Source organism: Kribbella sp. NPDC055110, assembly GCF_053607525.1.
The window spans coordinates 1-25520 of the sequence record NZ_JBSGTS010000001.1 but is presented as its reverse complement, the minus strand read 5'-3'; the positions used below and the strand labels follow the sequence as shown (position 1 = coordinate 25520).

General features: G+C 68.6%; 26 protein-coding genes and 1 pseudogene. 15 read left to right on the top strand and 12 right to left on the bottom strand.

Going from position 1 to position 25520, the window contains the following annotated elements:
* Positions 1-33: 33 nt before the first annotated feature.
* Genes ACWF0M_RS00135 through ACWF0M_RS00125 form a run of 3 tightly spaced genes read left to right on the top strand, consistent with a single transcriptional unit; the run spans position 34 to position 1975 of the window.
* On the top strand, positions 34-756 hold the full coding sequence (locus tag ACWF0M_RS00135; protein ID WP_452233360.1) for an ABC transporter ATP-binding protein: 723 nt from the start codon (positions 34-36) through the stop codon (positions 754-756).
* Entirely contained in the window at positions 753-1508 is a 756-nt protein-coding gene (locus ACWF0M_RS00130; RefSeq protein ID WP_452233359.1) for an ABC transporter permease, read from the top strand. Before ACWF0M_RS00135 ends, ACWF0M_RS00130 begins: the two co-directional genes overlap by 4 nt.
* Complete coding sequence (locus ACWF0M_RS00125; RefSeq protein ID WP_452233358.1) at positions 1505-1975, top strand: hypothetical protein; 471 nt, start codon at positions 1505-1507, stop codon at positions 1973-1975. Before ACWF0M_RS00130 ends, ACWF0M_RS00125 begins: the two co-directional genes overlap by 4 nt.
* On the opposite strand, the gene ACWF0M_RS00120 is transcribed toward ACWF0M_RS00125, so the two are convergent.
* Together ACWF0M_RS00120 and aqpZ are read right to left on the bottom strand one after the other, a co-directional pair.
* Positions 1919-2419: a ribonuclease H family protein gene (locus ACWF0M_RS00120; protein ID WP_452233357.1), complete on the bottom strand. Its 501-nt coding sequence runs from the start codon at positions 2417-2419 to the stop codon at positions 1919-1921. The genes ACWF0M_RS00125 and ACWF0M_RS00120 overlap by 57 nt on opposite strands.
* Positions 2420-2450: 31 nt before the next feature.
* Complete coding sequence (gene aqpZ, locus ACWF0M_RS00115) at positions 2451-3209, bottom strand: aquaporin Z (RefSeq protein ID WP_452233356.1); 759 nt, start codon at positions 3207-3209, stop codon at positions 2451-2453.
* Between the two features lie 205 nt (positions 3210-3414).
* Between aqpZ and ACWF0M_RS00110 the strand changes: the two genes are divergently transcribed.
* The gene (locus ACWF0M_RS00110) at positions 3415-4425 is read left to right on the top strand and encodes a hypothetical protein (protein WP_452233355.1); all 1011 of its coding nucleotides are present in this window, start codon (positions 3415-3417) and stop codon (positions 4423-4425) included.
* Here ACWF0M_RS00110 and ACWF0M_RS00105 read toward each other — a convergent pair.
* From ACWF0M_RS00105 to ACWF0M_RS00095, 3 genes are read right to left on the bottom strand one after another with little or no spacing between them, the layout of a single operon-like run.
* On the bottom strand, positions 4417-5271 hold the full coding sequence (locus ACWF0M_RS00105; protein ID WP_452233905.1) for an ornithine cyclodeaminase family protein: 855 nt from the start codon (positions 5269-5271) through the stop codon (positions 4417-4419). The genes ACWF0M_RS00110 and ACWF0M_RS00105 overlap by 9 nt on opposite strands.
* The gene (locus ACWF0M_RS00100; protein ID WP_452233354.1) at positions 5196-6587 is read right to left on the bottom strand and encodes an amidohydrolase family protein; all 1392 of its coding nucleotides are present in this window, start codon (positions 6585-6587) and stop codon (positions 5196-5198) included. The genes ACWF0M_RS00105 and ACWF0M_RS00100 overlap by 76 nt, the downstream gene beginning before the upstream one ends.
* Complete coding sequence (locus ACWF0M_RS00095; protein WP_452233353.1) at positions 6574-7758, bottom strand: PucR family transcriptional regulator; 1185 nt, start codon at positions 7756-7758, stop codon at positions 6574-6576. Before ACWF0M_RS00095 ends, ACWF0M_RS00100 begins: the two co-directional genes overlap by 14 nt.
* Before the next feature lie 118 nt (positions 7759-7876).
* Between ACWF0M_RS00095 and ACWF0M_RS00090 the strand changes: the two genes are divergently transcribed.
* The 3 genes from ACWF0M_RS00090 (at position 7877) to ACWF0M_RS00080 (ending at position 9794) form a co-directional block, all read left to right on the top strand.
* Positions 7877-8803, top strand: coding sequence for a proline dehydrogenase family protein (locus ACWF0M_RS00090; RefSeq protein ID WP_452233352.1), 927 nt, complete (start codon positions 7877-7879; stop codon positions 8801-8803).
* Between the two features lie 96 nt (positions 8804-8899).
* Entirely contained in the window at positions 8900-9223 is a 324-nt protein-coding gene (locus ACWF0M_RS00085; protein WP_452233351.1) for a hypothetical protein, read from the top strand.
* Entirely contained in the window at positions 9213-9794 is a 582-nt protein-coding gene (locus ACWF0M_RS00080) for a carboxymuconolactone decarboxylase family protein (RefSeq protein WP_452233350.1), read from the top strand. The genes ACWF0M_RS00085 and ACWF0M_RS00080 overlap by 11 nt, the downstream gene beginning before the upstream one ends.
* Here the strand turns inward: ACWF0M_RS00080 and ACWF0M_RS00075 are convergent.
* Positions 9775-11445: a DUF4091 domain-containing protein gene (locus tag ACWF0M_RS00075; protein ID WP_452233349.1), complete on the bottom strand. Its 1671-nt coding sequence runs from the start codon at positions 11443-11445 to the stop codon at positions 9775-9777. The two genes, ACWF0M_RS00080 and ACWF0M_RS00075, sit on opposite strands and share 20 nt — an antisense overlap.
* Before the next feature lie 95 nt (positions 11446-11540).
* Entirely contained in the window at positions 11541-11987 is a 447-nt protein-coding gene (locus ACWF0M_RS00070; RefSeq protein WP_452233348.1) for an Lrp/AsnC family transcriptional regulator, read from the bottom strand.
* A gap of 123 nt (positions 11988-12110) precedes the next feature.
* On the opposite strand from ACWF0M_RS00070, the gene ACWF0M_RS00065 reads away from it, so the two are divergent.
* From ACWF0M_RS00065 to ACWF0M_RS00055, 3 genes are all read left to right on the top strand, one after another.
* Positions 12111-12671 carry an RBBP9/YdeN family alpha/beta hydrolase gene (locus tag ACWF0M_RS00065; protein WP_452233347.1) on the top strand — a complete coding sequence of 187 codons (561 nt, stop codon included), beginning with the start codon at positions 12111-12113 and terminating at the stop codon, positions 12669-12671.
* Between the two features lie 724 nt (positions 12672-13395).
* Positions 13396-14733, top strand: a complete 1338-nt coding sequence (locus ACWF0M_RS00060; protein WP_452233346.1) for a carbohydrate kinase family protein — start codon at positions 13396-13398, stop codon at positions 14731-14733.
* Positions 14726-15625: a pseudouridine-5'-phosphate glycosidase gene (locus ACWF0M_RS00055; RefSeq protein ID WP_452233345.1), complete on the top strand. Its 900-nt coding sequence runs from the start codon at positions 14726-14728 to the stop codon at positions 15623-15625. The genes ACWF0M_RS00060 and ACWF0M_RS00055 overlap by 8 nt, the downstream gene beginning before the upstream one ends.
* Here ACWF0M_RS00055 and ACWF0M_RS00050 read toward each other — a convergent pair.
* Entirely contained in the window at positions 15619-16473 is an 855-nt protein-coding gene (locus ACWF0M_RS00050) for a hypothetical protein (RefSeq protein ID WP_452233344.1), read from the bottom strand. The genes ACWF0M_RS00055 and ACWF0M_RS00050 overlap by 7 nt on opposite strands.
* Positions 16474-16616: 143 nt before the next feature.
* Between ACWF0M_RS00050 and ACWF0M_RS00045 the strand changes: the two genes are divergently transcribed.
* Complete coding sequence (locus tag ACWF0M_RS00045; protein WP_452233343.1) at positions 16617-17489, top strand: helix-turn-helix domain-containing protein; 873 nt, start codon at positions 16617-16619, stop codon at positions 17487-17489.
* Here the strand turns inward: ACWF0M_RS00045 and ACWF0M_RS00040 are convergent.
* Positions 17399-18568 (bottom strand): MFS transporter, encoded by a 1170-nt coding sequence (locus ACWF0M_RS00040; protein ID WP_452233342.1) that lies wholly within the window; start codon positions 18566-18568, stop codon positions 17399-17401. The genes ACWF0M_RS00045 and ACWF0M_RS00040 overlap by 91 nt on opposite strands.
* Before the next feature lie 111 nt (positions 18569-18679).
* Here ACWF0M_RS00040 and ACWF0M_RS00035 point away from each other — a divergent pair, with 111 nt between their 5' ends.
* Positions 18680-19150 (top strand): DUF6328 family protein, encoded by a 471-nt coding sequence (locus ACWF0M_RS00035; RefSeq protein WP_452233341.1) that lies wholly within the window; start codon positions 18680-18682, stop codon positions 19148-19150.
* A gap of 2 nt (positions 19151-19152) precedes the next feature.
* Here the strand turns inward: ACWF0M_RS00035 and ACWF0M_RS00030 are convergent, their stop codons facing one another.
* Positions 19153-19971: a nitroreductase family protein gene (locus ACWF0M_RS00030; RefSeq protein ID WP_452233340.1), complete on the bottom strand. Its 819-nt coding sequence runs from the start codon at positions 19969-19971 to the stop codon at positions 19153-19155.
* A 288-nt stretch (positions 19972-20259) separates the two neighbouring features.
* Between ACWF0M_RS00030 and ACWF0M_RS00025 the strand changes: the two genes are divergently transcribed.
* From ACWF0M_RS00025 to ACWF0M_RS00015, 3 genes are read left to right on the top strand one after another with little or no spacing between them, the layout of a single operon-like run.
* A complete protein-coding gene (locus tag ACWF0M_RS00025) occupies positions 20260-21840 on the top strand; it encodes a DHA2 family efflux MFS transporter permease subunit (RefSeq protein WP_452233339.1) in 1581 nt (526 codons plus the stop codon).
* A 33-nt stretch (positions 21841-21873) separates the two neighbouring features.
* The gene (ligA, locus tag ACWF0M_RS00020) at positions 21874-23865 is read left to right on the top strand and encodes an NAD-dependent DNA ligase LigA (protein ID WP_452233338.1); all 1992 of its coding nucleotides are present in this window, start codon (positions 21874-21876) and stop codon (positions 23863-23865) included.
* Between the two features lie 59 nt (positions 23866-23924).
* Positions 23925-24350 carry a cupin domain-containing protein gene (locus tag ACWF0M_RS00015; RefSeq protein WP_452233337.1) on the top strand — a complete coding sequence of 142 codons (426 nt, stop codon included), beginning with the start codon at positions 23925-23927 and terminating at the stop codon, positions 24348-24350.
* Here the strand turns inward: ACWF0M_RS00015 and ACWF0M_RS00010 are convergent.
* Both ACWF0M_RS00010 and ACWF0M_RS00005 read right to left on the bottom strand, forming a co-directional pair.
* On the bottom strand, positions 24343-25107 hold the full coding sequence (locus tag ACWF0M_RS00010) for a creatininase family protein (protein ID WP_452233336.1): 765 nt from the start codon (positions 25105-25107) through the stop codon (positions 24343-24345). The genes ACWF0M_RS00015 and ACWF0M_RS00010 overlap by 8 nt on opposite strands.
* A gap of 12 nt (positions 25108-25119) precedes the next feature.
* A pseudogene (locus tag ACWF0M_RS00005) lies at positions 25120-25520 on the bottom strand (FAD-binding oxidoreductase); the annotation flags it as partial.

Below are 25520 nucleotides of genomic sequence, written 5' to 3'. Positions count from 1 at the left end.
CTGGGTTCAGCGGGCCGGTCCTACTGTCGCCGCATGGCGGCCATCGAAGCGATCGACCTCACCAAGCGGTACGGCGCGCGCACAGCCCTCGACGGACTGACCTTCGCCGCCCAGCCGGGTGAGGTCGTCGGTCTGCTCGGGCCGAACGGCGCCGGGAAGACGACCACGATCCGGCTGCTCACGACGATCCTCGAACCGACCTCCGGGACGTTCACGGTCGGCGGTGTGCCGGGCACCGAGCCGGATCGGGTCCGCCGGCAGATCGGCGTACTGCCGGAGAGCGCCGGCTACCCCGGTCGCCAGACCGGGACGGAGTACCTCCGGTACGCCGCGCGCCTGTTCGGCCTGAGCCGTGCCGACGCACGCGCTGTGGCGGAACGGTTGCTCGCCGACGTCGGACTCGCCGACCGCGGCGGTGCACGGATCTCGACGTACAGCCGCGGAATGAAGCAACGCCTGGGGATCGCCAGAGCGCTGGTCAACGAGCCGGTGGTCGTGTTCCTGGACGAACCGACGCTCGGCCTGGATCCGGCCGGTCAGCGAGAGATCCTGGCGACGATCGGCGACATCGCCGGTCGCCGCGGCGCGACGGTGGTGCTGTCGACGCACATGTTGTCCGAGGTCGAGCAGGTCTGCAGCAGCGTCGTCATCCTCGACCAGGGCCGCCTTCGGGCCGCCGGATCGCTCGACGAGGTCGTCGCCGGTACCGGCAGCCTGAGCGCGACCTTCCTCGCGCTGACCGAGGGCCAGTCATGACGGCCTGGAGCGTGGTCGCCGAACGCGAGAGCCGGGACCTCTGGATCGGCGGTCGCGGACCGGTGCTCGTGTTCGGGTTCAGCGTCCTGCTCAGCGCGATGACGTACCTGGCCGCGACCAACCGGGCCATGAACTTCCTCGAACGGCAAGAGGCCGTGAACCTCACCGTCCAGGTCGGCCTGGCTGTCGGTGTCCTGCTCACCGTCGTCGTCAACGCGGACACGATCAGCGGCGACCGGGAACGCGGAACCCTGGAGACCCTGCTGCTCACCCCGGTCTCCCGGCGCGCGATCGTGATCGGCAAACTCGCCGCCGCGTCGACGATGTGGCTCGCCTGCCTCGTCGTCACGCTCCCCTACCTGTGGGTCCTCGGCGGCGCCGGGCGCGCGATCGTTCTCGCGCTGACGGTCGGCACGCTGGTCGCGATCGGGCTCGGTGGTATCGGCCTGCTCTTCAGCGCCTGGTCGAACTCGAACAAGACCAGCCTCGCCGGTGGCCTCCTGCTGCTCCTCGTCCTGTTCGCCCCGACGCAGCTCCCGGCGTTGCCGAAGACCGGGTTCGGTCAGGCACTCACCCGCGTCAACCCGATCGGATCGGCCTTGCACTACATGTCCCCGATCATCGTCAACCGCCGCAGCTGGACGCACGGTCTCAGCTATCTCGCCGCGCCGGCCGTCATCGATCTTGTCGTGCTCGCCGGTCTGATCGTCTTCGCTCCGCGACTCGTCCGGCTGACAGCGGGTTCACGATGAACATCCTCAACCTGCTCGCGACGATTCTGCTCGCGAGCCCGACGGTGACCATGAACCACGATCAGCTAACCGCTCAGATCGGCCAGACGCTCACCGTCGAATCGGTCGTCACCAGTTCGGGTCCCGCCATCGCGCATCTCAACGTCGTCAGCCTCGACGGCGTGTATGTCGACCTCGAGGACTGGACCCAGGACGTCACCCAACCTGTGCCCGCGGGTCGCGAAACCCAACTGGACTGGGAGTTCCAGGCCGTCAACCCCGGTCACTTCGCCGTGTACGTCGTACTGCTCCCGCGAACCGGCCCGCTCGTAGCCGGGCCGCCGGTGCACGTCACCGTCTCACCACGACAGAACCTCGACACCAACGGCGCACTCGGCGTCGCCATCGCCGTACCGGCCCTCCTCGGTGCCCTAGCGCTGCTCGGCCAACGACGACTCAGGTTCTGGGAAGCAGGCAGCGACCGCTAGGCCGTCTACGAAGTCGTTCATTTCGTGGCCGGAGTGGCCCTTTACCCATTGGAAAGCGACGTCGCCGCGCTTGGTCACCAGCTCCACCAACGGCTCCCACAGGTCCTGGTTGGCGACCGGCTTCCTTGCTGAGGTGAGCCAGCCGCGCTCGAGCCAGCCGATGTGCCAGCGGTCGCGGAAGCAGTTGACGACGTACGTCGAGTCCGACACGACCAGCAGCGGGCCGTCGTACGTCTGCACAGCCTCGAGGGCGGCACGGATCTCCATGCGCTGGTTCGTGGAGACAGCCTCGTGACCGGAGGCATACTCGGTCTTCGACAACGCCCAGGCCCAGCCTCCCGGCCCAGGGTTGCGCGAGCAGGCACCGTCGGTGAAGACGGTGCGCGCTCCGACGGGAACGGTCATATCGGCCGGACGAGGACGGCGAGCACGGGTCTGAGACATGAGACCGAAACCCTACTCCCCGGCCACCTTGTCAGGGGTTGTTGGCTACCCCCTCGTCGACCTCGGGTCCGCGGGCGCCGGTGATGACGGCGTACGTGATGCCGGCGATCGCCGCGCCGACGATCGGGGCGACGACGAACAGCCAGACCTGGCCGAGCGCCGAACCGCCGGCGAACCAGGCGACGCCGAGCGACCGTGCCGGGTTGACCGACGTGTTGGTGACCGGGATGCCGACGAGATGGATCAGCGTGAGGGCGAGCCCGATGGCGATCGGAGCGAAGCCCTTGGGCGCCCGGTCGTCGGTCGCGCCGAGGATCACGTACAGGAAGAAGGCTGTCAGCACGATCTCGACGATCGCGCAGGCCAGCAGCGAGTACCCACCGGGCGACCGGTCACCGTAACCGTTGCTGGCGAAACCACTGTCGGCGGCGCTGAAGCCGTCCTTGCCGCTGGCAACGGCCAGCAGAATCGCTCCGGCAGCAGTACCGGCGACGACCTGGGTCACGATGTACGTCGGAACCCATTTCCACTCGATCCGCTTGGCCACCGCGAGGCCGATCGTCACGGCCGGGTTGAAGTGCCCACCGGAGACATGACCGACGGCGAACGCCATCGTCAGCACGGTCAGGCCGAACGCCAGCGCCACGCCGAGGTAGCCGATGCCGACCGGGACCTTGTCCGGGTTGAGCACGACACCAGCCAGAACGGCCGCACCGCAGCCGCCGAACACGAGCCAAAAGGTTCCCAGGAACTCCGCACCGATCCGAGCCGCAGGACTTGGTGATTCCACGACTGCCTCCTTGTTGACCCCCCGATGAGTTGAAACCGTCCTGTCACAGTACGGCATCAACTCGTGACAATCGGTGAGGTAGGGGCGGAGATCTGCCGCACTCCTTCGGAATGTCCGGCTTCGGTGTGGGTTATCCACAGATTGCAAAGTCCGGCCGTTCCGGTGCCCGAAAGTCCATATGTTCTTGGGGCAAAGGAGGTGCTCGATGAGTGCTCACAAGGACAGAGACGGCCGCCGGAGCGACCGTGGAGGCAGCAGGCGACACACCGGCGGCGACGAGGATCGGCCGCACCCGGTGCTGGCACCGCTGACGATGGCGCAGGCCGACCGGTTGGTCCGGCTGGCCGAGGCCGCGGTCGCGGAACGCGGGTTTTCGATGCGGTACGACGGCACCGGCGCACTCGTGCCGATCAGAGCCGCCGACGATCCGGTGGGCGACGCTCCGTCTGCCGGACTCGCGAACCTCGCGCGCACCGTCGGCGGGTTGCCACGACAGCAATGGCGCTCGGCCGTGGCTGCGCATTTCGACCAGATGCTCCCTTTGGGCGAGCGGCCGATGGTCCCCGAAGACCTGGAGAACGAGCTCTACCTTCGGTTGGTCTGCGCAGCCACGATCGAGCGCAGCTGGACCGACCGGGTGCCGGAGTTCGTGCCGGGTGTGGTCACCGCGCCGGCGACCTACACCGGGCGAGCGGTCGCGATGCATTTCGACCTCGACTCCCTCGGCGTGCCGTGGGACGAAATCGCCCGGATGGGCCTGGCGAACCTGCGCCGCCTCAAGGACGAGGTCGAGCTCGTGCAACAGCCCGGTGAGCACGGCGCCGAGATCGCGATGCTGACCGGTGGCATGTTCACCGCCTCGCGGGCGCTGGTCCTCGACACCGTGCTGCGCGAATCGCTGCGCGTCGAGAATCCACCGTTCGGTTGCCTCGTGGCCATGCCGTCCCGGGACATGCTGCTCGTCCACGTGATCCGAGATCAGACGGTGGTCCCCGCCTGCGGAATGCTCACCGAACTCGCCAACTGCTTCTTCGCCGACTCCCCAGGACCGGTGAGCCCGCACGTCTACTACGTGATCGGCAACGAGTGGCAACAGGTGACCGACTACAGCACCGGCACCGCCCGCCTCAAGTCCGGCGGCCGCTTCTCAGCAGCCCTACGCCGCCTCGACACCGAACCTAGCGGCCCACCCGCGGCATTTGATCGGTCAGTCTGATGGCCGGCGAGTTCTCTGAAGGGCGGCGGTGGCGGTGACGACGTCGCACCAGGCTTCGCCGACGCTTTTGAAGAGGCGTGGGGCGCCGGGGGTGATGTCGAGCCGACCCGTGGCGAGTTCGTGGAGGTCGGCCGTGATCGCGTTGCTTTCGGGTACGCCGTCCGCGATGGCGAGGATGATGTCTCCGGCCTGGCCCAGCGCGGAGGCACGGGATTCGACCACGACGGTGGCCCGGCGGACGAGGTTCGTATCCACCTCGCGGGCAGCTGGCTCGTGCGACCCAACAGCAACCACGGTCGCTTCCGCCCGGAGGAGCTCGGAGTCGAACAACGGCTCGGTCGCCGTCGTACAGCAGGCGACCAGGTCGACGTTCGCGACGTCCTCGGGAGTCCCAGCTCGAGCCGCGAGACCGTGCGTTTCAACCTGGCCGACGAGCGCGGCGACCGCCTCGACCCTGCGGCCCACGACGACGACCTGGTCCAGCGGGCGAACCGCGTTGATCGCCAGGGCATGGCTCAACGCCTGCGGCCCCGTCCCGAACACGAGCAACGAGTTCGAGTCCGTGGTCGCCAGCCGACGTACGGCGAGCGCCGAGAGACTCGCCGTACGGCGCAACGTCAGCGACTCGGCGTCGATGACGGCGATCGGGCGTAGCGTCGGCCCGTCGAACGCGATGTGGACGCCCTGGATCCGGGGCAGGCCGCGGGCCGCGTTGCCGGGGCTGACCGACACGACCTTCACGCCGACGTGCGGCCCGACCTCACCCGGCATCAGGATGACCTGGCCGCCGGACATCTCCACGAACGTCCGCGGCGGTGTGTTCCCGGGCGCGGCGCCGGAGACCAACGCGTCCTCGAGTGCGTCGATCGCCTCCGCCCAGCCGAGGGTGCGCTCGAGGGCCGCCCGGTCGATGAACCTGATGCTGTCCGGCATGGATCTCCTACGACGCGTCCGCCCTGGATGACGATCCGTGGTGCGGCCGGATCCCACAGGCATTCGGGCTGCTCCAACGGGTTGCCCGAGACTACGAGAAGGTCCGCGATCGCCCCGGGCCGGACCACGCCGAGATCCTCCAGCCCCAGCAGGCGCGCGTTGACGGACGTCGCGCAGCGCAGGGTGTCGAGCATGCCGAGCACCTCGCTCTGCAGCCGCAACCCGTTGAGCTGCTCCTCCTCCAACTCGCCCATCAGGTCGGTGCCGAACCCGACCGGAACCCCCGCGGCAACAGCGAGCTCGATCGCCTGCCGACCCGCGTCGAGCACCTCCCGGTTCTTGTCCCGCGACACCGCGGCCATCCCGAGTTCCACGCCACGCCGGTCCATCGCGTCGTACGCCGCCAATGTCGGAATGAGGAACGCCCCGTGCTCAGCCATCGCCGCCGCCGACGCGCTGTCGAGCAGGTTGCCGTGCTCGATCGACCGTACGCCGTTCCGCACCGAGTGCACGATCGCTTCCGGCGAGTACGAATGCGCCGCGACGTAACTCCCCCGCCGCGCCGCCTCGGCCGTGACCGCGCGGATCTCGTCCTCGGAGTACTGCGGGATCCGGATCGGGTCCGTCAGCGAGACCACACCGCCCGACGTCATGATCTTGATCGCGTGCGCGCCCTGCCGGAAACGCTCGCGTACGGCGCGACGCAACGGGTCCACCCCGTCGACGACCTCGGTCGTGTGACTGTGGCAAGGACACGTGTCCCAGTGCGCGGGCCGCGCGTCGCCGTGCCCACCGGTTTGGCTCAACGCCGGCCCGGTGAACAGGTACCGGGGCGCCTCCAGCCGGCCCTCGGCGATCGCCTTCGCCAGCCCGGCCTCACCGCCCGCGACATCGCGGATCGTCGTGAAGCCACGCCGCAACGCGTTACGCAACCGGCCGGCGGCGACGATCGCGATATAGCTCAGCGGGCTCGCCTCGATGTCGACCATGTCCAGACTGATGCCGTACGGATGACAATGCGCGTCGATCAACCCAGGCAGAACCGTGCCGCCCTTGGCGTCGACGACAACGGCGCCGTCCCCCAGGGCCCCTGTGTCCCCGACCGCAACGATCCGCCCGTCCTGGACCGCAACCGGCCCGTCGACAAGTTCAGCATTCTCACCGTCGAAGACAGTCGCATTGGTCACGATGAGCGTGCCTTGGGCAGAGCCGCGGTCATTGACCAGCACGTCGTTCTCCTTCAGATGGTTGTCCGGTGGGCAGGAGCAGCGGTGCCATTGTCAGGGCGAGGTGGAGGGTGAGGCGATCCTCGCCGCGGTGCAGGTCGAAGCCGGTGATGGTCTCGATCCGGCGGATCCGGTAGTACGCCGTCTGGCGGTGGATCGCGAGCTCCGCTGCCAGCTCCTGGATGTTGCCGGCCCGGTCCAGGAAGACCTGTGCTGTCCTCACCAGCTCACCGCCCGCGTCGATCAGCCGCTGCGCTCGGGGGTCGAGTACGGCGTCCACCAGGGCCGACCGCGGACCACAAGAGATCAGCCGGAGTACGCCGAGATCCGACCAATGAGCGACCGGACCGAGGCGCGGCACCGCGGCCAGGATCTTGGTGGCGCGACGGGCCTGTTCGTGGCTGGTCCGCGCGTGGGCGACACCGCGCTGCGGCTCGCCGACACCGACGAGCAGGCGCGCCGCGGCCTGATCGCCGAGGCGTTGGGCGTGTAGTTGCCGGAGCCGGTCGATCGCCTGGTCGATCAAGGACATCCGCTCGTTCGCGAGCTCGACCAGCAACGTCGTGAAGCCCTCCCCCGAGGTCGCGAGCACGTGGCGCGGCAGCGACCACAGGTTGAGCGGCACGACCTCACGCGACGGCTGCTCTGCATGCACAACCACGACGTACGCCGTCCGCTGCACCAGCCCGCGGCTGTCGAGCTCCTCGACCGCGCGCGCCGAGACCGCGTCATCGGGTGCGAGCAGGTTGGTGAGCAGCAGTGACGCGTCGCGACTCCCGCGGGCCCGCTGAGCGAGTAGAGCACCCGCGTCCCGCGCGATCGCGGCGGTCGCCTCGAGTTGCGCCGGCGTACCCAATCCGCCTTCGGGGTCGAGCAACCAGAAGTATCCATACGTCACACCGTTCCACCGGACGGGCAGACACAGCCGCGGCAGGATGCCGAGGCTCGGCTCGGATGGCGTGCGGACCGGTCCGGCCGCGGTGGCGATGCCGAACTGCTCGAACCAGCTCCGGACGTCAGCGGTCGAACGGCGCCGCAGGATCGACCCGGCCCGGACCGCGTCGATCTCGTCCGGCTGCGTGTTGAACGCGATCAGGTTGAAGTCGCGGTCCTCGAGCACAGCCGGCGTACCGAACGCGTCCGAGATCGCGCCGACCAGGTCATCGAGGTCCATAGGACCAGCTTAGACATTTGTACGACGAACTGCGCCGGACGATCTGTCAGCTGGATAACGCCCGCGGGGCGTACCGGTACTTACAGTGCACTCACATCCTGACCCCGAGGAGTCCGCCGTGCTTGGAACCGCTCTGCTCGCCGCATCCCGCAGCCGTCGTGTCCGGGCCGTCGTCACCAAGTCCCCGGTGACGCGCAAGGTCGTCACGCGCTTCATCGCCGGTGACGACGTGTACGCCGCCGTCGACACCACAAGCCGGCTGACGTCCGGCGGCTTCGCCGTGACCCTCGACCACCTCGGCGAGGACACGCTCGACCGGGCCCAGGCCGAGGCCACCCGGGACGCGTACCTCACGCTGATCGAGCAGCTGGCCGACCAGGGACTCGCGACCAGGTCCGAGGCATCGCTCAAGCTCTCCGCGATGGGCCAGGCGCTGCCCGGCGACGGCGAGGCGCTGGCCGCCGAGAACGCGTACGCGATCTGCGCCGCGGCCGCCGACGCCGGCATGACCGTCACGCTCGACATGGAGGACCACACCACGGTCGACTCCACCCTCGGCATCCTGGCCGAGCTGCGCAAGGACCACCCGACAGTCGGCGTCGCGCTGCAGGCGATGCTGTACCGCACCGAGGCCGACTGCCGCGACCTCGCCACCACCGGGTCGCGGGTCCGCCTCGTCAAGGGCGCATACGCCGAGCCGAAGTCCGTCGCCCACCCCGCGAAGGCCGACGTCGACCGCGCGTACGCCCGCTGCATCGGCATCCTGATGGCCGGACTCGGCTACCCGATGATCGCCAGCCACGACCCGCGGATGATCGCGATCGCACAGGCACTGGCGACGCAGCACGGCAAGGGTCCGGACGACTTCGAGTTCCAGATGCTGTACGGCATCCGGCCGAGCGCGCAGGAGCAGCTCCGCTCGCAGGGGTCGCGGGTGCGCATCTACGTGCCGTACGGCGACGACTGGTACGGGTACTTCATGCGCCGCCTCGCCGAGCGCCCCGCCAACGTCAGCTTCCTGCTCCGCTCCCTCGTCACCAAGTAAGCCAAGTAGCACTGCCTACGTGTCGCATTTCGTGTTGCGCTGATCGTCATACTTCTGAGGGCGGACGGCCGAGTCCGCCGAGGAGGTGACGGCACAGTGCCGGAAGACACGAAACGGGCAGCGCACCGCGCGCTGGTGGCTCGGATCCTGACCGGTGACGGCAGAGCATCTGCCGAGCAGCGCTCGTGTGCGTTCAACGACGAGGGTCTCGCGCCACCGTTGAGCACGCTGATCAGCAAGGTCACTCGTACGCCGGTACGCATCAACGCGGCTGACCTGGCCGTAGCGGGCTGCACCGAGGACGAGGTGTTCGAGCTGGTGATCTGCGCCGCGGTCGGTCACTCGACCCGCCTGTACGAAGCCGGGTTGGCGGCGCTGGCCGAGGCGATCTCCGAGGAGGCGCCGGGCCATGCATCTTGACATCCTCAACCACGGCTACCGGCCCGGAACGAAGCTGATGTTCGCGATGATCCGGCTGTTCTCCGGGCAGCCGCTCCCCGACGCCGCGAAACTGACCTTCTACCGATCCGACTTCTACGGCAACCCGGCCAAGGAGTTCACCCACGAGGCGCTGCGCGGGCCTTCCGAATGGTCCGTCGGCGATCGCGAGCTGATGGCGGCGTACGTGTCCATGCTGAACCAGTCCGCGTTCTGCATCGGCGCGCACACCGCGACCGCAGGCCTCGCCTACCAGGATGGTCCGCGGGTGGCGGCGGTCCTGGACGACCTGGAATCGGCGCCGATCGACGAGCCGCTCCGGGCGACGCTGCGCATGCTCGGCAAGTTGATCCGCGACGGACATGTCGACGCCCACGACGTCCGTGAGGTCCTGGCCGTCGGCGTGTCACCTCAGCAGGTCAAGGACGCACTCGCCGTGTGCACCGTGTTCAACACCACCAGCCGCCTCGCCGATGCCTTCGGCTTCGAGCTCCTCACCCCGAAGGGCTACGAAGCCGGAGCGAAGTACCTCCTCAAACGCGGCTACCGCTAGCCGCTGCTGCAGTGGTCAGTGCCTCGGTGATGCGTTGGCGGGCTTGGTAGTAGTGGTTCGGGTCGAGTACTGGCCGGTTGAAGCGGAGGGTGCGATCGGGGTCGATGAGGTCGAGGGCCGCCGCGTTGCCGTGGAGCGCGCGTACTGCCTGGAGCGCGCGGTGGTCCCACATCGCCTGGGCGAACACGCGGTGGCGCAGCGACGGCCACGGCGTACCGTCTGGTCCGGGATAGACGGCGAAGGGATCTCCGGACGGGAATGCCCCACCGGCCGATGTGTCCGCGAACGGATCCACCCGCCGGGTCGAGTGCCAGGTGTACCAGAAGTTGAATCCCCAGTGCAGAAACCCGTCAACGCCGGACGCGAACAGCTGGTGCCCGATCGCACGGTTCCGCGCCGACGGCATCCCGATGAACCTGTTGGCGACATCGCGATCCTGGCTGACGCAGTAGTACACCCACAGACGTTCCGGACGCTCGGCCAGGAACGGCTCCACATGATCGGTCGCGACGACAGGCACCTCCACAGCACCCGACGTATAGAACGAGTGCTCACTCAACGCGTCGACGACCGTCCAGCCCTTCAGCAGATCGGCAACGACGGCCTTCGCGGCGAGGTAGCTCGCGAGCCCGTCCTCCCCCGACGGCTCGTCGGAGATGTGGAAGACGACGTGGTCGCGGTCCCACTCCTCGTCGAGCACGGCCTGCAGCGCGGGCAGTAGCGCTTCGATCAATTCCCGGTACCGTACGTCGGTCGCCGGCACGTCCCACCCGAACGCCCGCTCCTCGCCAACCACGATGCCGGGCGTCGCCTTCGCGCCCCACTGGGTGAACAAATGCGCGACCTCGACCCCGGTGATCCCGGTACGCCGACACAGCTCGAGCCAACGCCGCAGCCGATCGAACCCGAACACGTACCCGTCGTCGGTCGCCGTGATGTCGATCAGCTGCACCACCGTGCGGTAAGTACCGATCGCAGTATCGAGCGGCGGCGTCCAAACCGGCGCGAGCAAGGACGTCGCACCCATCTCGACCGCGGACGCCATGAACCGCTCCACAATGGCCCAGTGCTCTTCGCTGAACACCTCGACGCCGTAGTGGTCCGCGAGCGAATCGAGATGTATCCAGTGCCCCGACACGATGTCGAGCGGCGGCAACTCGATCCCCGTGATCTCGACGGCGACCTGCGCGCGATGCAGCTCGGAGCCGTTGGGAGCGCTCACTACGATCGTGAGTTCGTGTACGCCGGCCCGCGCCGGATCGGTCGTGGTGACGTCGAACCACAGCGCGCCCCAGCTGCCGAACCGGATCGGAGCCTCGCCGTTCGGCACCGGGCGCAGCACATCCGGGTACAGGCCGGGCTCGTCGAACTCGTAGCCGTCGTCATGCCCCGGGAGCGCGACGAACGAGCACGGCACGAGCTCCACACTCGACACGGCGACCAGGTCCCCCGCCGTACCTTCGACCCGCACTTGCAGCGGGCGCGGATCGCGGAACGTCGGCTCGAGCGGAGGGCGGTACGCAAGCTGGAACGACGCCCGCTCACCGAGGAAGGCCTGGAACCGGGTGCCGGCGGACACCGGGCGCGGATCCCGCACCGGGTGCACCTTCGCGAGCGCATCGCAGAGCACGAACTCCCACTTCGCGGTCACTTCGGACCACTCCTTCCGACTCCACACGCCTGCGTAATAGTGGAATCTATGATGCAGATTCGCGCATCAATGCACAATCGCCGTCTCACGGCCGCTTACGCCGAGGGCGGGGTCAGCGCACGCGCCGAGTAGTCGTGCAGGACGAGAGCAGTGGTCACCGGGCCGAACCGGGCGAGGCTGTCGATGATGGTCTCGAGGCGACGCGCGTCGGCGCAATGGACGTCGCAGAGCAGGCAGTCCTCACCGGTAACGCGACGGATCGCGGTGATGTCGGGGGTTCGGGAGGCGAGCGCGAGCGCCTGCTCTAGTTGGGCGTGCGAGGTGCGCAGCCGGATGTGGGCAGTGATGCCGAGCCCGAGCTTGGCAGGGTCGACGATCGCCCGGTACCCGGTGATAACGCCAGTCTTCTCGAGTCGCTGGACCCGCGCGCTCGCGGCCGGCTGGGACAGCCCGACCCGGCGGCCGAGCTCGGCACCGGTCAGGCGGCCCTCGGCCTGGAGCAGCGCGAGGATCCGCCGGTCGATCTCGTCGAGTGATTCCATGGTTGTCGCCGCCAATGTCTTTGTGATCACTTGCCACGCTGTGATCAGCCTGTTGATTCGATCAGACTCGGAGTCTCAAGCCTCCCACGGTCGTGGGTTGCACAAGTGAAAGCGAGGTCTGCAGTGACAGCGTTGGTCATCCTCCCGGGCATCGACGGCTCCGACAACGTGCACTGGCAATCCCGATGGGAACAGTCCTGGGGCGACCGCGCCGTACGGATCGCCCCGGCGTCGTGGACCGAGCCCGAACTCGACGACTGGGTCGCGGCGGTCCAGCGCGCGTACGACGACGCACGCAGCCGCGACGACGACGTGGTGCTGATCGCCCACAGCCTGGGCTGCTGGACCGCCGCCGCATGGTTAGCCGCAGGAGGCTCCGCCACAGCAGCTTTCCTGGTGGCACCCCCAGACACCCAACACCCCACGTTCCCAACCGACCGCGCCGGAACCTTCCAGTCCGTCCCAACGCAACCACTCCCCTGCCCCTCACTCCTGGTCGCCAGCACAAACGACCCGTACTGCACCCCCGACCGCTCAACCACCTTCGCCACCGCCTGGAACGCCGACTGCCACCTCATAGACAATGCCGGCCACCTAAACTCCACCAGCAACCTCGAAGCCTGGCCCCACGGCCGCAACCTCCTCAACGACCTCCTGAGCCTCTCCGCCCCCACACCCAAGTGACCGTGCCGCCTCCCGCCCCCACCACGCCCTGTCCCCACGCCACCTCCCGTCTCCACCACCGCCTCCCGTCCGCACCACCGTCCTGTCCCCGGACCACCACGTCCTGTCCCACCCGTCACCCCCACACCGCCCACCTTGTGCACCAGATCCGCACAACAACGACCTCGGCACACGGATCTGGTGCACAAAGACAGCCCCCCGGCGCCGGGATACGGCGGTCAGCTGCTGGCAGTCCTTCTCGCCGAACAGCGCCAGCCTGGTTCGTGGCGCGATCGCCCGGGTGGGTGTTGTCTTGCCGGCTGGCGGGTTATGTGTCCGATGGCGGGAAGCAGCAGGCCAGCGGTGACATAACCCGCCAGTGGCGACCCGCCGACGCGCCGGCATCGGGCCACCATCGGGCTGGCATGGGGCTGCAGCACCGGGTGGCCGGCTGGGTGATCGGGTTGGTGGCGGGACGGCCGCTCGCGGCGGTGGGATGTGCACGCTCGACAGGTAGTACACCGGCGAGACGCCGTACGCACAGACACGTTCACGCTCAGGTGCACTACCCCACCCCCCGACACATCCTGTCGAGCTTGCACATCACAGCCGGCCCGCCGCCCTGGAACCCGGCGACCACCCACGCATCAGTCACAAGACCGGATATCCCCTCCGGTTGGGGGTTCTCCGTTGGTACTAGAGGGGAGAACCCCCAACACGAGGGGATATCCAGTCCCGTACGCGGGTGCCGAGGGTCGGCCATCCGGTGACTCCCGGCTCAGCCCACCCGCACCTGCGCCACAAGAGCCGCCTGAGGCAAAGGTGCCGACGGCTGGAGTCGCACGTCAGGTCGGAGCCGCGCCTCGAGCTCCCGACATCGCCTGTCGAACGGGCCAGCAGCCTGCGGGGTCGACATGCCGCAGGCTCGCACGGGGCGACGGGGTCTCGTAGCGTCGGCTCAGGCACCGCAGGAGGTCGCGGCGCAGGAGGTCGCGGCGCAGGAGGTCGCGGCGCAGGAGGTCGCGGCGCAGGAGGTCGCGGCGCAGGAGGTGACGGCGCAGGAGGTGACGGCGCAGGAGGTGACGGCGCAGGAGGTGACGGCGCAGGAGGTGACGGCGCAGGAGGTGACGGCGGCCGGGAGGTGGTGGCCCAGGAGGTGGCGGCGCGGGTGTGGGAGGTGGTGGGTGTGCTGGATCGGCGGGCTTTGGTTTGTGTTGGGGATCTTGTTGAGGATGTGGTGGTTTGGGGGGTGGGGGTGGCTCGGGTTGGGACTGACAACCCGGCGCGGGTTTGTCGGACTCGTGGTGGTGCGGCGGCGAATGTTGCTGCGTTTGCCGGCCGGCTCGGGGTGGCGGTGCGGTTCGTCGGGCGGGTGGGAGACGATGCTGCTGGCGCTGCGCTGGTGCGGGACCTGACGGAGGCCGGCGTTGACGTGAAGGTCCAGCGGCTGGGGCGGACCGGCACCATCGTCGTCATCGTGGACGAGTCCGGCGAGCGCACGATGTACCCGGACCGGGCGGCTGCCGCCGAGCTCGCCGACGTACCCGACCTCTGGCTGTCCGGAGCGAGGGCCGTGCACCTCTCGGCGTACTCCCTCGTCGGCCCGTCCCTGTCCGTCCTCAGTCGCGCCTCGGCCATCGCACGGGCCGAGGGCGCGATCCTCACCATCGACGCGTCCTCGATCGCGCTCATCGACTCGATCGGCCCTGCGCGGTTCCGCGACCTGATCAGGACGCTGCACCCGACGTACCTCTTTGCCAACGGCATCGAAGCCGACGCCGGCTCCCTCCGCGACCTCGCAACATCTGGTACGACGGTTGTCGTCAAGAACGGCCTCGAGCCCACCGAGATCCATCTCGATGCGAACACATCGACAACTGTCCCGGTGCCGCCGGTCGACGAGGTGCGCGACACGACCGGTGCAGGCGACGCGTTCGCGGCGGGCTTCCTGTCCGCCGTGCTCGAGCATGCCAACGCCGTCGAAGCGGTCAAGGCGGGTCATACCCTTGCCAGACGGGTGCTCGGCGAGCCCGGTGCCACGCTGTCCATGACCGCTGACGAGAACGGAACCGCGTGTGATTGAGCCCATTCTGTCCGACGACGTGGCCCGAGCCCTGGCCGAGCACCGCGCCGTCGTGGCGCTCGAGTCGACGATCTTCTCCAACCTCGGACTGCCCGCCCCGGCGAACGCCGACGCGCTCGAACTGTGCAAGCAGGCGGTACGGGACCACGGCGCTGTACCGGCCGTGGCTGCGATCCTCGACGGGCAGGCCAAACTCGGTCTCTCGCCGGACGAAGAAAAGCGAGTACTGCAAGGCACCCGCAAGGTCGCCGAACGCGATCTCGCGGTCGCGCAGGCACAAGGATGGGACGTCGGCGTCACCACCGTCTCGGCGACGGTGTCGCTCGCGCACGCGGCCGGCATCTCCGTGTTCGCGACCGGCGGTATCGGCGGTGTCCATCGAGGATCGGAGCTCAGCGGGGACGTCTCGGCCGACCTCGACGCGATCGCGAACCACCCGGTCATCACCGTCTGCGCCGGTGCCAAGGCCTTCCTCGACCTGCCGCGAACACTCGAGTATCTCGAGACCGCCGGCGTACCGGTTCTGGGTTGGCAGCACGACTGGTTCCCCGCCTTCTACACACGGTCGAGCGGCTTGCCGATCCCGCACCGCGTCGACGACGAGCGGGTGGTTTGCGACGTACTCCGTTTCCGGGCGAGGCCGGCGACCGGTGTACTGCTGACGGTTCCGATTCCCGTCGCCGACGAGATCCCGGCGGCGCGCATCGACGCCGTACTCACGGCTGCCTTGGAGGCGAGCGCGCAAGCCGGGGTCGTGGGTCCGGCCGTCACGCCGTACGTGCTCGCGAGGATCGAGAAGGAGACGGACGGGCAGAGCATCCCGGCCAATCTCGCACTTGCCCGGAACAATGCTGCCGTCGCGGCCCGGATCGCCGTCGCGCTGACTCAGTAGGTCTTGTAGTAGATCAGCTCGCCCGATTCGCCGGCCGCGGCGCCTTCGCTCGGGATGAAGAGGGTGATGACGAGGGCCGGCTGCCCGTTCGGGGCTGTCAGGTTGGTGATGGTGGGGTTGGCGAACGCGGTGCTGCCGCCGTTGGTGGAGATCGTCGTACGGTCGGCATTGCCGGTCTGGTAGTCGTACACGAAGGTGCGCCAGGAACCGAAGTCGCCCTTGGTGTACTGGCCTTCGATCAGCCCGAAGCGGTACCCGCGGAACGTCGTGTTGTCGCGGTCGCCGATGTTGCCGTTGACGCCCCAGTAGAGGAGGGCGTTGTCGAAGTTCGATTGGGCGGACGTGGACCAGGAGTTGAAGTTGGTGAGTGTTCCGCGCTGCTGGCGGTCGCGGTCGCAGTTCCACCAGTAGTGGCCGCCGACATCGATCGTCGAGTGGTCGATGTCGGGTGAGAGCGTGACGCTGTAGATGTTCGGCGTACCTTCCGCGCACGAGGAGAGCCGGCGAGGTGCGCCGTACGCGCGGCTGACCTGGCCGGCGAGGAGATCGGCGCGACTCGCGAAGTACCGGAAGGCGAGGTGGTTGTTGCCGCCGCCGGGCTGTTCCTGTTCCCAGGCGAGGACGAATCCGCCGTTCGACGCCTGGACGATCGTCGGCTGCGACGCCGGCCCGGTGTTGCTGCCTGCGAGTTCGCGGACCCAGTGCCAGTTGAGCAGATCCGTCGACGTCGCGAGGTTCACCCGGAAGTGTCCGTCAGCGGCCAGATGGTGCGAGACCGCGAGGTATCCACCGGTCAAGTCCTGGATGATCTTGACGGTGTCCATGACATGACCCGCGTCGTCCTTCACGCCGTACCGCTTCCCGGTGGCACCGGCGACGCCCTCAGCATGGGCGGCGTCCTTGTGATGGATTGCTGCGGTTTCCTCACTTGGAAACGTTACGCCACGCTGACCTGGGGAATACACCGAGCGACCCGGGCTGTTGTCCGTTTGTGCCTCAATCTGACCTTCGCGGACGACCCGCGAGCGCTCGCTTCGACCTGAGCGAGCTGACGCACCGCGTCCTCGTCGGTACGGCGTCGCTCAACGCTCCCGGACCGCTGTGGTTCTTGGTGCTCGGCGGTACGGCGAACCTCGGGACAGCGGCCGGCACCACGCAGCTTGCGCCTGGCGACGCGGCTTGGCTCGATTCACGGACCGGCTTCGCAGTGACCACGGATGCTCGCGCGGAGCTTGCGGTCGGAGACCTCCGGGTGGCTGTCGCGGCGTACCCCTTCCCGAGTCCGATGGTGATTCGCGGGTTCGCAGCGCGGCATCCAGGAGTCGCCGAGCTGGTCCGGGGCTGCCCGCTCGACGGTGCCTGCCGGGCATCCGTGTTTGCGGACGGTTACGGCAACCTCGTCGGTGCCGCGATGACGGACTCCTGGCTGGCGGACCAGGGTTCCGACTCGCAGACGTCCGACCCGCTCGTGGTTCGCGTGCTCGAGGCGGTGGTCGCGGACCCGGCGTACAAGTGGAGCGTCGAATCGCTGGCGAGCCTGGTGCACCTGTCCCGGTCCGCTCTCAGCGCACGGTTCCAGAAGGCGCTCGGTCGTAGCCCGGTCCGGATGTTGCGGGAGGTGCGGATGGGCGCCGCCCGGAAGCTGCTGTCCGATCCGACCCTCCCGGTCGAGGCGGTCGCGTCCCGGTGCGGCTACGGGTCGATCGCGGCCTTCAGCCGGGCGTTCGCCGCCGAACATGGACTGTCACCGCAGTCCTGGAGAGTCACTACCCTTCACGAGCCGGGGTTGCGCAACACCGCGAAGCCGATTCCGCTGACGGCCGCACAGACCGCGCCGAGCACGAGGGTCGCCGCGACGCCGTGACCGTCCACGAACGCGCCACCGACGGCTGATCCGACGGTGATCGCCACTTGGAACGCGGTCACCTGCAGGCCCATGGCGGACTCGGTGTGTTCGCGTTCGGCACGAGCGACCCACAGCTGCGTCACGACCGGCATCATGCTGAACGCGAGCCCCCACACGACCACGCCCGCAGCGAGCATCGGGACGCCGACGGCGTACCCCGTCACGGCGAGCCCCGCGGACAGCAACAGCGGAGCCGCAGCGGAGGCAACTCGCAACCGGGACGCCAACGCGCCGGCCGCGACGTTCCCGACCAATCCGCCCAGGCCCCAGACCAGCAGCAGCCAGGCGGAACCGTCCGGCGCGATGCGCATGATCGCCAGCCGGATGTACGGGTAGGCGACGAAGTTCCCCAGTGCGGCGAACACGATCATGATCAGGCCCGCGATCAGCAGTGGATTGCGCAGCGCGCTCCGCATCATCGCAAGGCCGGCCGCCGGGTGTGCCGGAACCGACGGGAACACCAGGACCAGGAAGAGCAGGCTGAGCACCGTCAACGCGGCCGCCACCCCGAAGACGACCCGCCACCCGGCGGTGTCCGCGCCGATGGACGCCAGCGGCACGGCAACGATCGTCGCGAGGCTCACCCCGACCGACAGGCTCGTCGACACCAACCGCTCACGCCCGGGAAGCGCGTGGACACCAGCGCCGAACGCGAACGACCAGTAGCCGGCGATCGCGACACCGAGGACCAGGCGGCTCAGCAGCACAACCACGAAACCGGGCGACAACGCCACCGCCAGATCCGACACCGCAGCCACCGCTAGCAACCCGATCAGCACGAGTCGCCGATCCACACGCGGCAACACCACAGCGATCGAAGGCGCCGTCACTGCACCGGCGATCGCCGTGGCGGCGACGGCCAGCCCGGCGGTCCCTTCGGAGACGCCAAGGTCCGCGGCCATCCGCGGCAACACGCTGGCCGGCAGGAACTCGCTCGCCACCAGCAGGCAGATCCCCAGATCGAGAGCGAGCAACGACACCAGCCCAGACCGCGCACGTCCAGTGTCGAGGTCGGGCGATTCATACGTAGAAGTCACACCCCCAACCCTCGCGCCGACCACCTTCCCGCAGTTGATCACGCGTCGCGAACGCTTGATCAGAACACCCGATGGGTACCCGGAGGACGACGTACGACGGAAGGCTTGCCGATGACCGCGGCGTACGAGCGTGACGACGAAAGCTCCGGTGAGCGCCTCGATCGGCACTGGAGCGAACTGCTGCAGGAGCTGCGGCTCGTGCAGACCGGGACGCAGATCCTGTTCGCCTTCTTGTTGGGGATCGCGTTCCAGAACCAGTTCCACGCCGCGGACGGTTTCACGCACGTGGTGTACGCCGGCACGCTGACCGCGGCGGCGCTGGCGGTCGCGCTGTTCCTGGCGCCGGTCGCGCTGCATCGGGTGCTGTACCGGCATCGGTTGCGGGACCGCCTGGTCACCACCACGGACCGCCTGGCGCGGGGCGGTATGGCGCTGCTCGTCGTGTCGATGTGCGGCGGCGTACTGATCGCGCTGGACGTCGTCCTCCCCCGGCCCGCTGCCGTAGCGATGGTCGCCGGCGTACTGATCTGGTTCGTGACGTTATGGATCGCGCTCCCGGCCTACATCAGGCACAGGGGCTGAGGTCAGCGCAGTTCGAAACCGCGGGTGCGGAGGGCCTCGCGGAGATGTTCGCGGCCCTTCAATCCCGCGACGGTGCCGAAGCGGTTGATGACACGGTCGATCCACCCGGCCGGGAGTCCGGCGTCGGCGTAGAACGCATTCAGCACGTCTTCGTACGCCTCGACGTACGACGCCTGCGGCTCGAGCTCGTACTGCTCATGATGCAGGACTGCCTGCTGCGGGAGGCGCGGCTTGACCGCGGTCTCCTCGAATCCGTCCGGGCGGCCGACGGTCAGGCCGAAGACCGGGAACACGTTCGGCGGTAGGCCGAGCTCGTCCGCGACGTCGAGCGGACGGTTGCGGATCGCGCCGACGAAGACCGTGCCGAGGCCCAGCGACTCCGCGGCCAATGCGGCGTTCTGGGCCGCCAGGGCGACGTCGACGAACGCCAGTACCGCTGCCTCGACGAAGTCCGCGGCCTCGGCGGTCGCCGACCCGAGCTCGGTGGTGATCTGCCGCGCCCTGGCGAGATCGGCCAGCCAGACGAGGAACAGCGGAGCCTGCGCGATGAAGTCCTGCTCCCCGGCCAGCTTCGCCAATCGGGTACGGCGTTGCTCGTCGCGGACCGCGACCACACTCCACAGCTGGAGGTTGCCCGACGTCGGCGCCGACTGCGCCGCCGCGATCAACGCGGTCAGCGTTGCGTCCGGCACCGGATCCGGCCGATACGCCCGCACCGACCGGTGACCGAGCTGCTGGGCGAGCACGTCGCTCCACACCGCCGGCGGCACAAACCCGGCACCCGCGCCGTACCGCAACCGGTAGGCCTCGTCGACACTCATCACATCTCTCATTCTGCTCGGCATGCGGACCGCGCCCCGGCGCCCGCGGTCCCGCCTGGTGAACGGGGCCGATGGCAACGAATCCACCGGGACGCGATCCGGCTCAAAGTCTACTGATCCACTAGACATACCCTGACCCATCTCACCGAACGAGACGGCCTGGATCGAGGTCCAAGAGGGGTAACTGTTCGCGACGCGCGGTGTACCGGGTGTCAAAGGGCTAGCGTTCGGGTGGGGTTTCGGGCGTAGGGTCTGCACAGGATGTTTCGTGCCGAGGGGGGACAGACTGTGAGCGAGCCCACTACCGAGTATCCCGACAATATCGACGCCGCGGTGCTCAAGATCGCCGGTGTCGTGGTGCTGGGCGCGATCATGTCGATTCTCGACATCACCGTGGTCAACGTCGCGCTGCCGACCTTCCAGGACGAGTTCGGCACGCCCGAGAGTCCGATCGCGTATTCACACGTCGCCTGGACGGTCACGGCGTACACGCTCGCACTGGCGACCGTGATTCCGCTGACCGGCTGGGCCGCCGACCGGTTCGGCACCAAACGGCTGTACATGACCGCGATCTTCCTGTTCACGGCCGGGTCCGCGCTGTGTGCGACCGCGACGAGCATCGACATGCTGATCGGCTTCCGGGTCCTCCAGGGGCTCGGCGGCGGCATGCTGATGCCGCTCGGTATGACGATCATGACCCGGGCCGCGGGGCCGCACCGGATGGGCCGGCTGATGGCCATCCTCGGCGTACCGATGCTGCTCGGCCCGATCCTCGGCCCGATCCTGGGCGGCTGGCTGATCCAGGTGGCGAGCTGGCACTGGATCTTCCTGATCAACGTGCCGCTCGGCGTGATCGCGCTCGTCTACGCCTGGCGCGCGCTGGCCAAGGACACCGCGGAGCGCACGGAGTCGCTCGACATCCTCGGAGTCGTGCTGATGTCGCCGGGGCTCGCGCTGTTCCTGTTCGGCGTCTCGTCGCTCCCCGCCGAGGGCGGTGACTTCGGAGCGCCGCGGGTCTGGGTCTCGATCCTGATCGGCGTCGTGCTGATGGCGACGTTCGTGTGGCACTCGTTCCGGCCGCAGCATCCACTGCTCGACCTCCGGCTGTTCCGCGACCGCAACCTGACGGTCTCGATCATCACGATGTTCCTGTTCGCGGCCGCCTTCTTCGGCGGGCTGCTGCTGGTGCCGACGTACTTCCAGCAGATCCGCGGCGAGTCCACGCTGCACGCCGGCCTGCTGGTGGCGCCGCAGGGGCTCGGCGCGATGGTGACGATGCCGATCGCGGGACGGCTGGTCGACAAGATACCGGTGGGCCGGATCGTGCCGTTCGGGATCGCGGGGATCGTGATCGGCATGTTCGGTCTGACCCAGATCACCGCGACCACGCCGTACATCGCGATCATCGCGATGCTGGTCGTGATGGGCTTCGGGATGGGCGGCACGATGATGCCGCTGTTCACGACGGCGCTGCGGACCCTCTCCGGCGCTCAGGTCGCGCGTGGCTCGACGCTGCTCAACATCAGCCAGCAGATCGCGTCGTCGTGCGGCGTCGCGACGATGTCGGTCATCCTCACCAACCAGCTCAACAACTCGCCGATCATCCCCGGTACGCAGCAGATCCCGGGCCTGGGCGCCGGGCTCCGCGAGACGCAGGCGGCGATCCTGTCGAACACCCGGCCGGAGAACCTCGCCGCGCTGCACCTGGATCCCGCAGCGATCGCCCGCGGGCTGGTCGACGCCGCGGACGCGTTCTCGCACACGTACTGGGTGGCGTGGTCGCTGGTCCTCCTCACCTTGGTGCCGGCCCTGATGCTCCCCCGCAAACGCGCGGCGACACAGCTCGTCGACGAGAAAGTGATCGACTGACCATTTGTCGGAGCGTTTCTGTAGTGTCCTGGCGTGGACATTGGGGAGCGGATCCAGGAACTTGCCGATCGCATCGTCGTACTGCGTGACGCCTACTACCGCGGTACGCCGACGGTCGCCGACGCGGACTACGACGCGATCGAGGACGAGCTGCGGACGCTCATCGACGCCAATCCGGAGCTCGCGCCCGACCCGAACCCGTTGGAGCAGGTCGGCGCACCGACAGTGCTGCACGCCCCGATCCGGCACTCGCGGCCGATGCTGTCGCTGGAGAAGGCGACCCGCCCGGAGCAGGTCGAGGCCTTCTTCGGTCGCTTCCCCGGCCAGCCGGTGGTCGTCATGCCGAAGCTGGACGGTCTGTCCTTGGCGCTCGTCTACGAGAACGGTCGGCTGGCGCGGGCGATCACCCGTGGTGACGGGACGACCGGCGACGACGTGACGCCGCTCGTGCGCGCGCTCGCCGACGGTGTCCCCGACCGCCTCGACGTACCGGATCGGGTCGAGGTCCGCGGTGAGGCCGTCATGTTGCGCTCGACGTTCGCGGCCTACAACGCCGCGCACCCGGACAAGCCGCTGATCAACCCGCGCAACGCCGCGGCCGGGACGCTCCGTGCGAAGGACGCGGCGACGGTAGCCGAGCGACGTCTGCAGTTCCTGGCGTTCGATCTGCTCAGCGACCAGGCCGACGCCGATCTCGAGCGCGCGCTGCAGACGATGGGGTTCACCGTCGCCGACATGCGGCACTGCGACGACGCCGCCGCGGCGCAGGCGGTGATCTCCACGATCGAGCAGCAGCGCAACGACCTGGACTACGACCTCGACGGCGCCGTACTGCGGCTCGCCGATCGCGATGCTTTCGCTGCCGCCGGCACGCGGTCGAGCTCTCCGCGGGGCGCGCTGGCGTTCAAGTTCGCCGCCGAGGAGAAGACCACGGTGCTCGCCGACGTGGTCTGGGACGTCGGCAAGACCGGCAAGATCGCCCCGGTCGCCTGGCTCGAGCCCGTCTTCGTCGGCGGTACGACGGTCACGCGCGCGACGCTGGCGAACCAGGAGGTGATCAAGGCCCGCGGCATCAAGATCGGCGACACGGTCCTGGTCCGCCGGGCCGGTGACGTGATCCCGTTCGTGGCCGGCGTACTCGATGCGTCGAAGCGCACCGGAGAAGAGCGCGACATCGTGCCGCCCAGCACCTGCCCGTCGTGCGAGCAGCCACTGACCGAGCAGGGTAACAGCCGCGAACTGTTCTGCACCAACGTCTCGTGCCCGGCCCAGACCGTACGGCGGCTGATCCACTGGGCGTCCCGCGCCGCGGCCGATATCGACGCGATCGGCGGAGTCTGGATCGAGCGCCTGGCCGAGGCGGGGATCCTGGAGAACCCGTCGGACTTCTACAAGCTGACGGCCGAGGGGCTGCTCGAGTTCGATCGCATCGGCGAGATCTCGGCCGCCCGGATGATCGAGTCGATCGACACGAGCCGGCAGGTCGGGCTGCGTCGCGCACTGATCGGCCTCGCGATCCCGATGGCGTCCGAAGGCACCGCGGCCAGGTTGTGCCGGGCCGGATTCGCCTCCCTGGAAGCGGTCGCCGACGCGGGCGAGGACGGCCTCGTCGCCGTGGAGGACATCGGCCCGAAGGTCGCCGCCTCACTCGTCGAGCACCTCACCCGCCTCCGGCCCGAGCTCGAGCGGCTCCGGGCAGCCGGCGTCTCGCTCGACGTACGCGAGGAAGACCTGCCACCGGTCGTGGCCGCGGGCGCACCACTGGCCGGCAAGACCGTCGTCGTCACCGGATCCATCAGCGATCCCCGCTCCGGGGAGAAGGTCGCGCGACCCGCGTTCCAGCGACTCTGCGAGAAGGCCGGCGCGACGATCGCGTCGTCGGTCTCGGCCAGCACCGACCTGCTCATCACCGGCGCCGACGTCGGCGCCTCGAAACTCACCAAGGCGGAGAAGCTCGGCGTCGCGGTCGTCGACCAGTCCGAGATCTGGCAGCAACTCCAATCAGCTGACCTCCTCCCCCGCTGACTCCCCCGCTGACATGTGAACGTCATGCGGGCGTCACGGCGGCGGGATACCGTTGCTCCATGAGTGGGGAGCCGCCTGTCGTCCGCCGGTTGCACGAGTTGCCGGCGTACCTGATCTCGCCGCAGGACACGGTCCGCCTGGCCGAACTGGCCGGGCCGAAGCAGGGATCGAGCACGAGTGTGTTCCTGGAGATCTGGGAGCCGGGCGGAGCGCAACCGCTCAACTCGCACCAGGACTCCGCGGAGATCTTCATCGTCCTGTCCGGCACGGCACAAGCACACAGCGACGACCACCAGGTCGACCTGACCGCGGGCGACGTACTCGTCCTGCAGCCTGGTTCGGAGCACCGCATCCTCAATACCAGCGCGACCGATCAGCTCTTGACGCTCACGGTGATGGCCAACGACGGCGGATTCGCCAAGCTCGTCACGGACGGCACACCCACCGCGCTGACCCCTGCCGAGATCAGCGCCCTGATCAGCTGACCGAGAACCGCGACGCCTCGGCCAACGCTGCCGAAGTGGTTTCCACCGCGGCCTCGAAGTGCGCCTTGCCGACGGCCGCGGTCGCGCCCGTCGGGTCACCGATATGACCGGCAGGCCCGAAGTCGTCCGAGAGCCACCCGAAGCTCACCGGCTTCCCGAACCCGATCTGCTGGTACGTCGTGAGCCCAGCAGGTACTGCGGGCGCCGCCAACTCCAGGTGCACCAGGTCGGGCCGCAGATGCAGCACCGTCGAGGTCTCGTGGAATCCGCCGTGGATGCCCATGCCGAGCTCCGACGGTTCGCCCGTCCGGCCGCCGTGGTCCACCGGCACCGACGGGTGCCCGAGGAACGTCTGCAACCCGAACTCCCGCCGCAACTCACGGCAAGCGACCTGCCCCAGCGCCGAGTTTCCACCATGTCCGTTGAGGAAGAACAGCCGCCGGATCGGTGTCGTCGTCAGCGACCGGCCGATGTCGATCAGCGTATGCATCAACGTCTCCCACGACAGCCAGATCGTGCCCGGCGCCCACGCGTGCTCGTCGGACTTGGTGTAGGCGAGCGCGGGCAGCAGAACGACCGGCACCCCCGCCGAAGCTGCCGTCGAAACGGCAGCCTCGGCGGTCGACGATGCGATCAGGTAGTCGGTCGACACCGGCAGGTGCGGGCCGTGCTGCTCGATCGCACCCAGCGGCAGGACGGCGACGGTATCGGGGTCCAGCTCGGCGATCTCGGCGTACGTGCGGTCCACGAAGTACATGGCGAAAACCCTTCAGACGTTGAGCTTCCCGGGGTTCAGCAGGCCCTTCGGATCGGTGCGCGGCACGGTGGCCAGGATCTGCTCGACGTGCCGGTCGACATTCCACTGGTGCGGTGAGTGGATCCCGATCCCCAGACTCTCCAGTTCGGCGAACCCGGCGAGCACCCGCTCCTCGCTCTCGTAGTCGGCGACCAGCATCCCGATCGGCCCGTGCTTGCCGAGCTCGAGATGGATCCTCGAGTTCGGGTACACCGACCGGACCGCGTCCGGGTCGTCCCACAGCGGCAGCCCACCGACCTCCAGGTGGAAGCACGGGTAGCCGGACTGCTGCAGGAAGAAGATCGGGTGGTTGTACGACATCGTGCTCAGCCGGTCGGTCTGCCCGTAGTCCTCGAGTACGGCGACCACCGAGC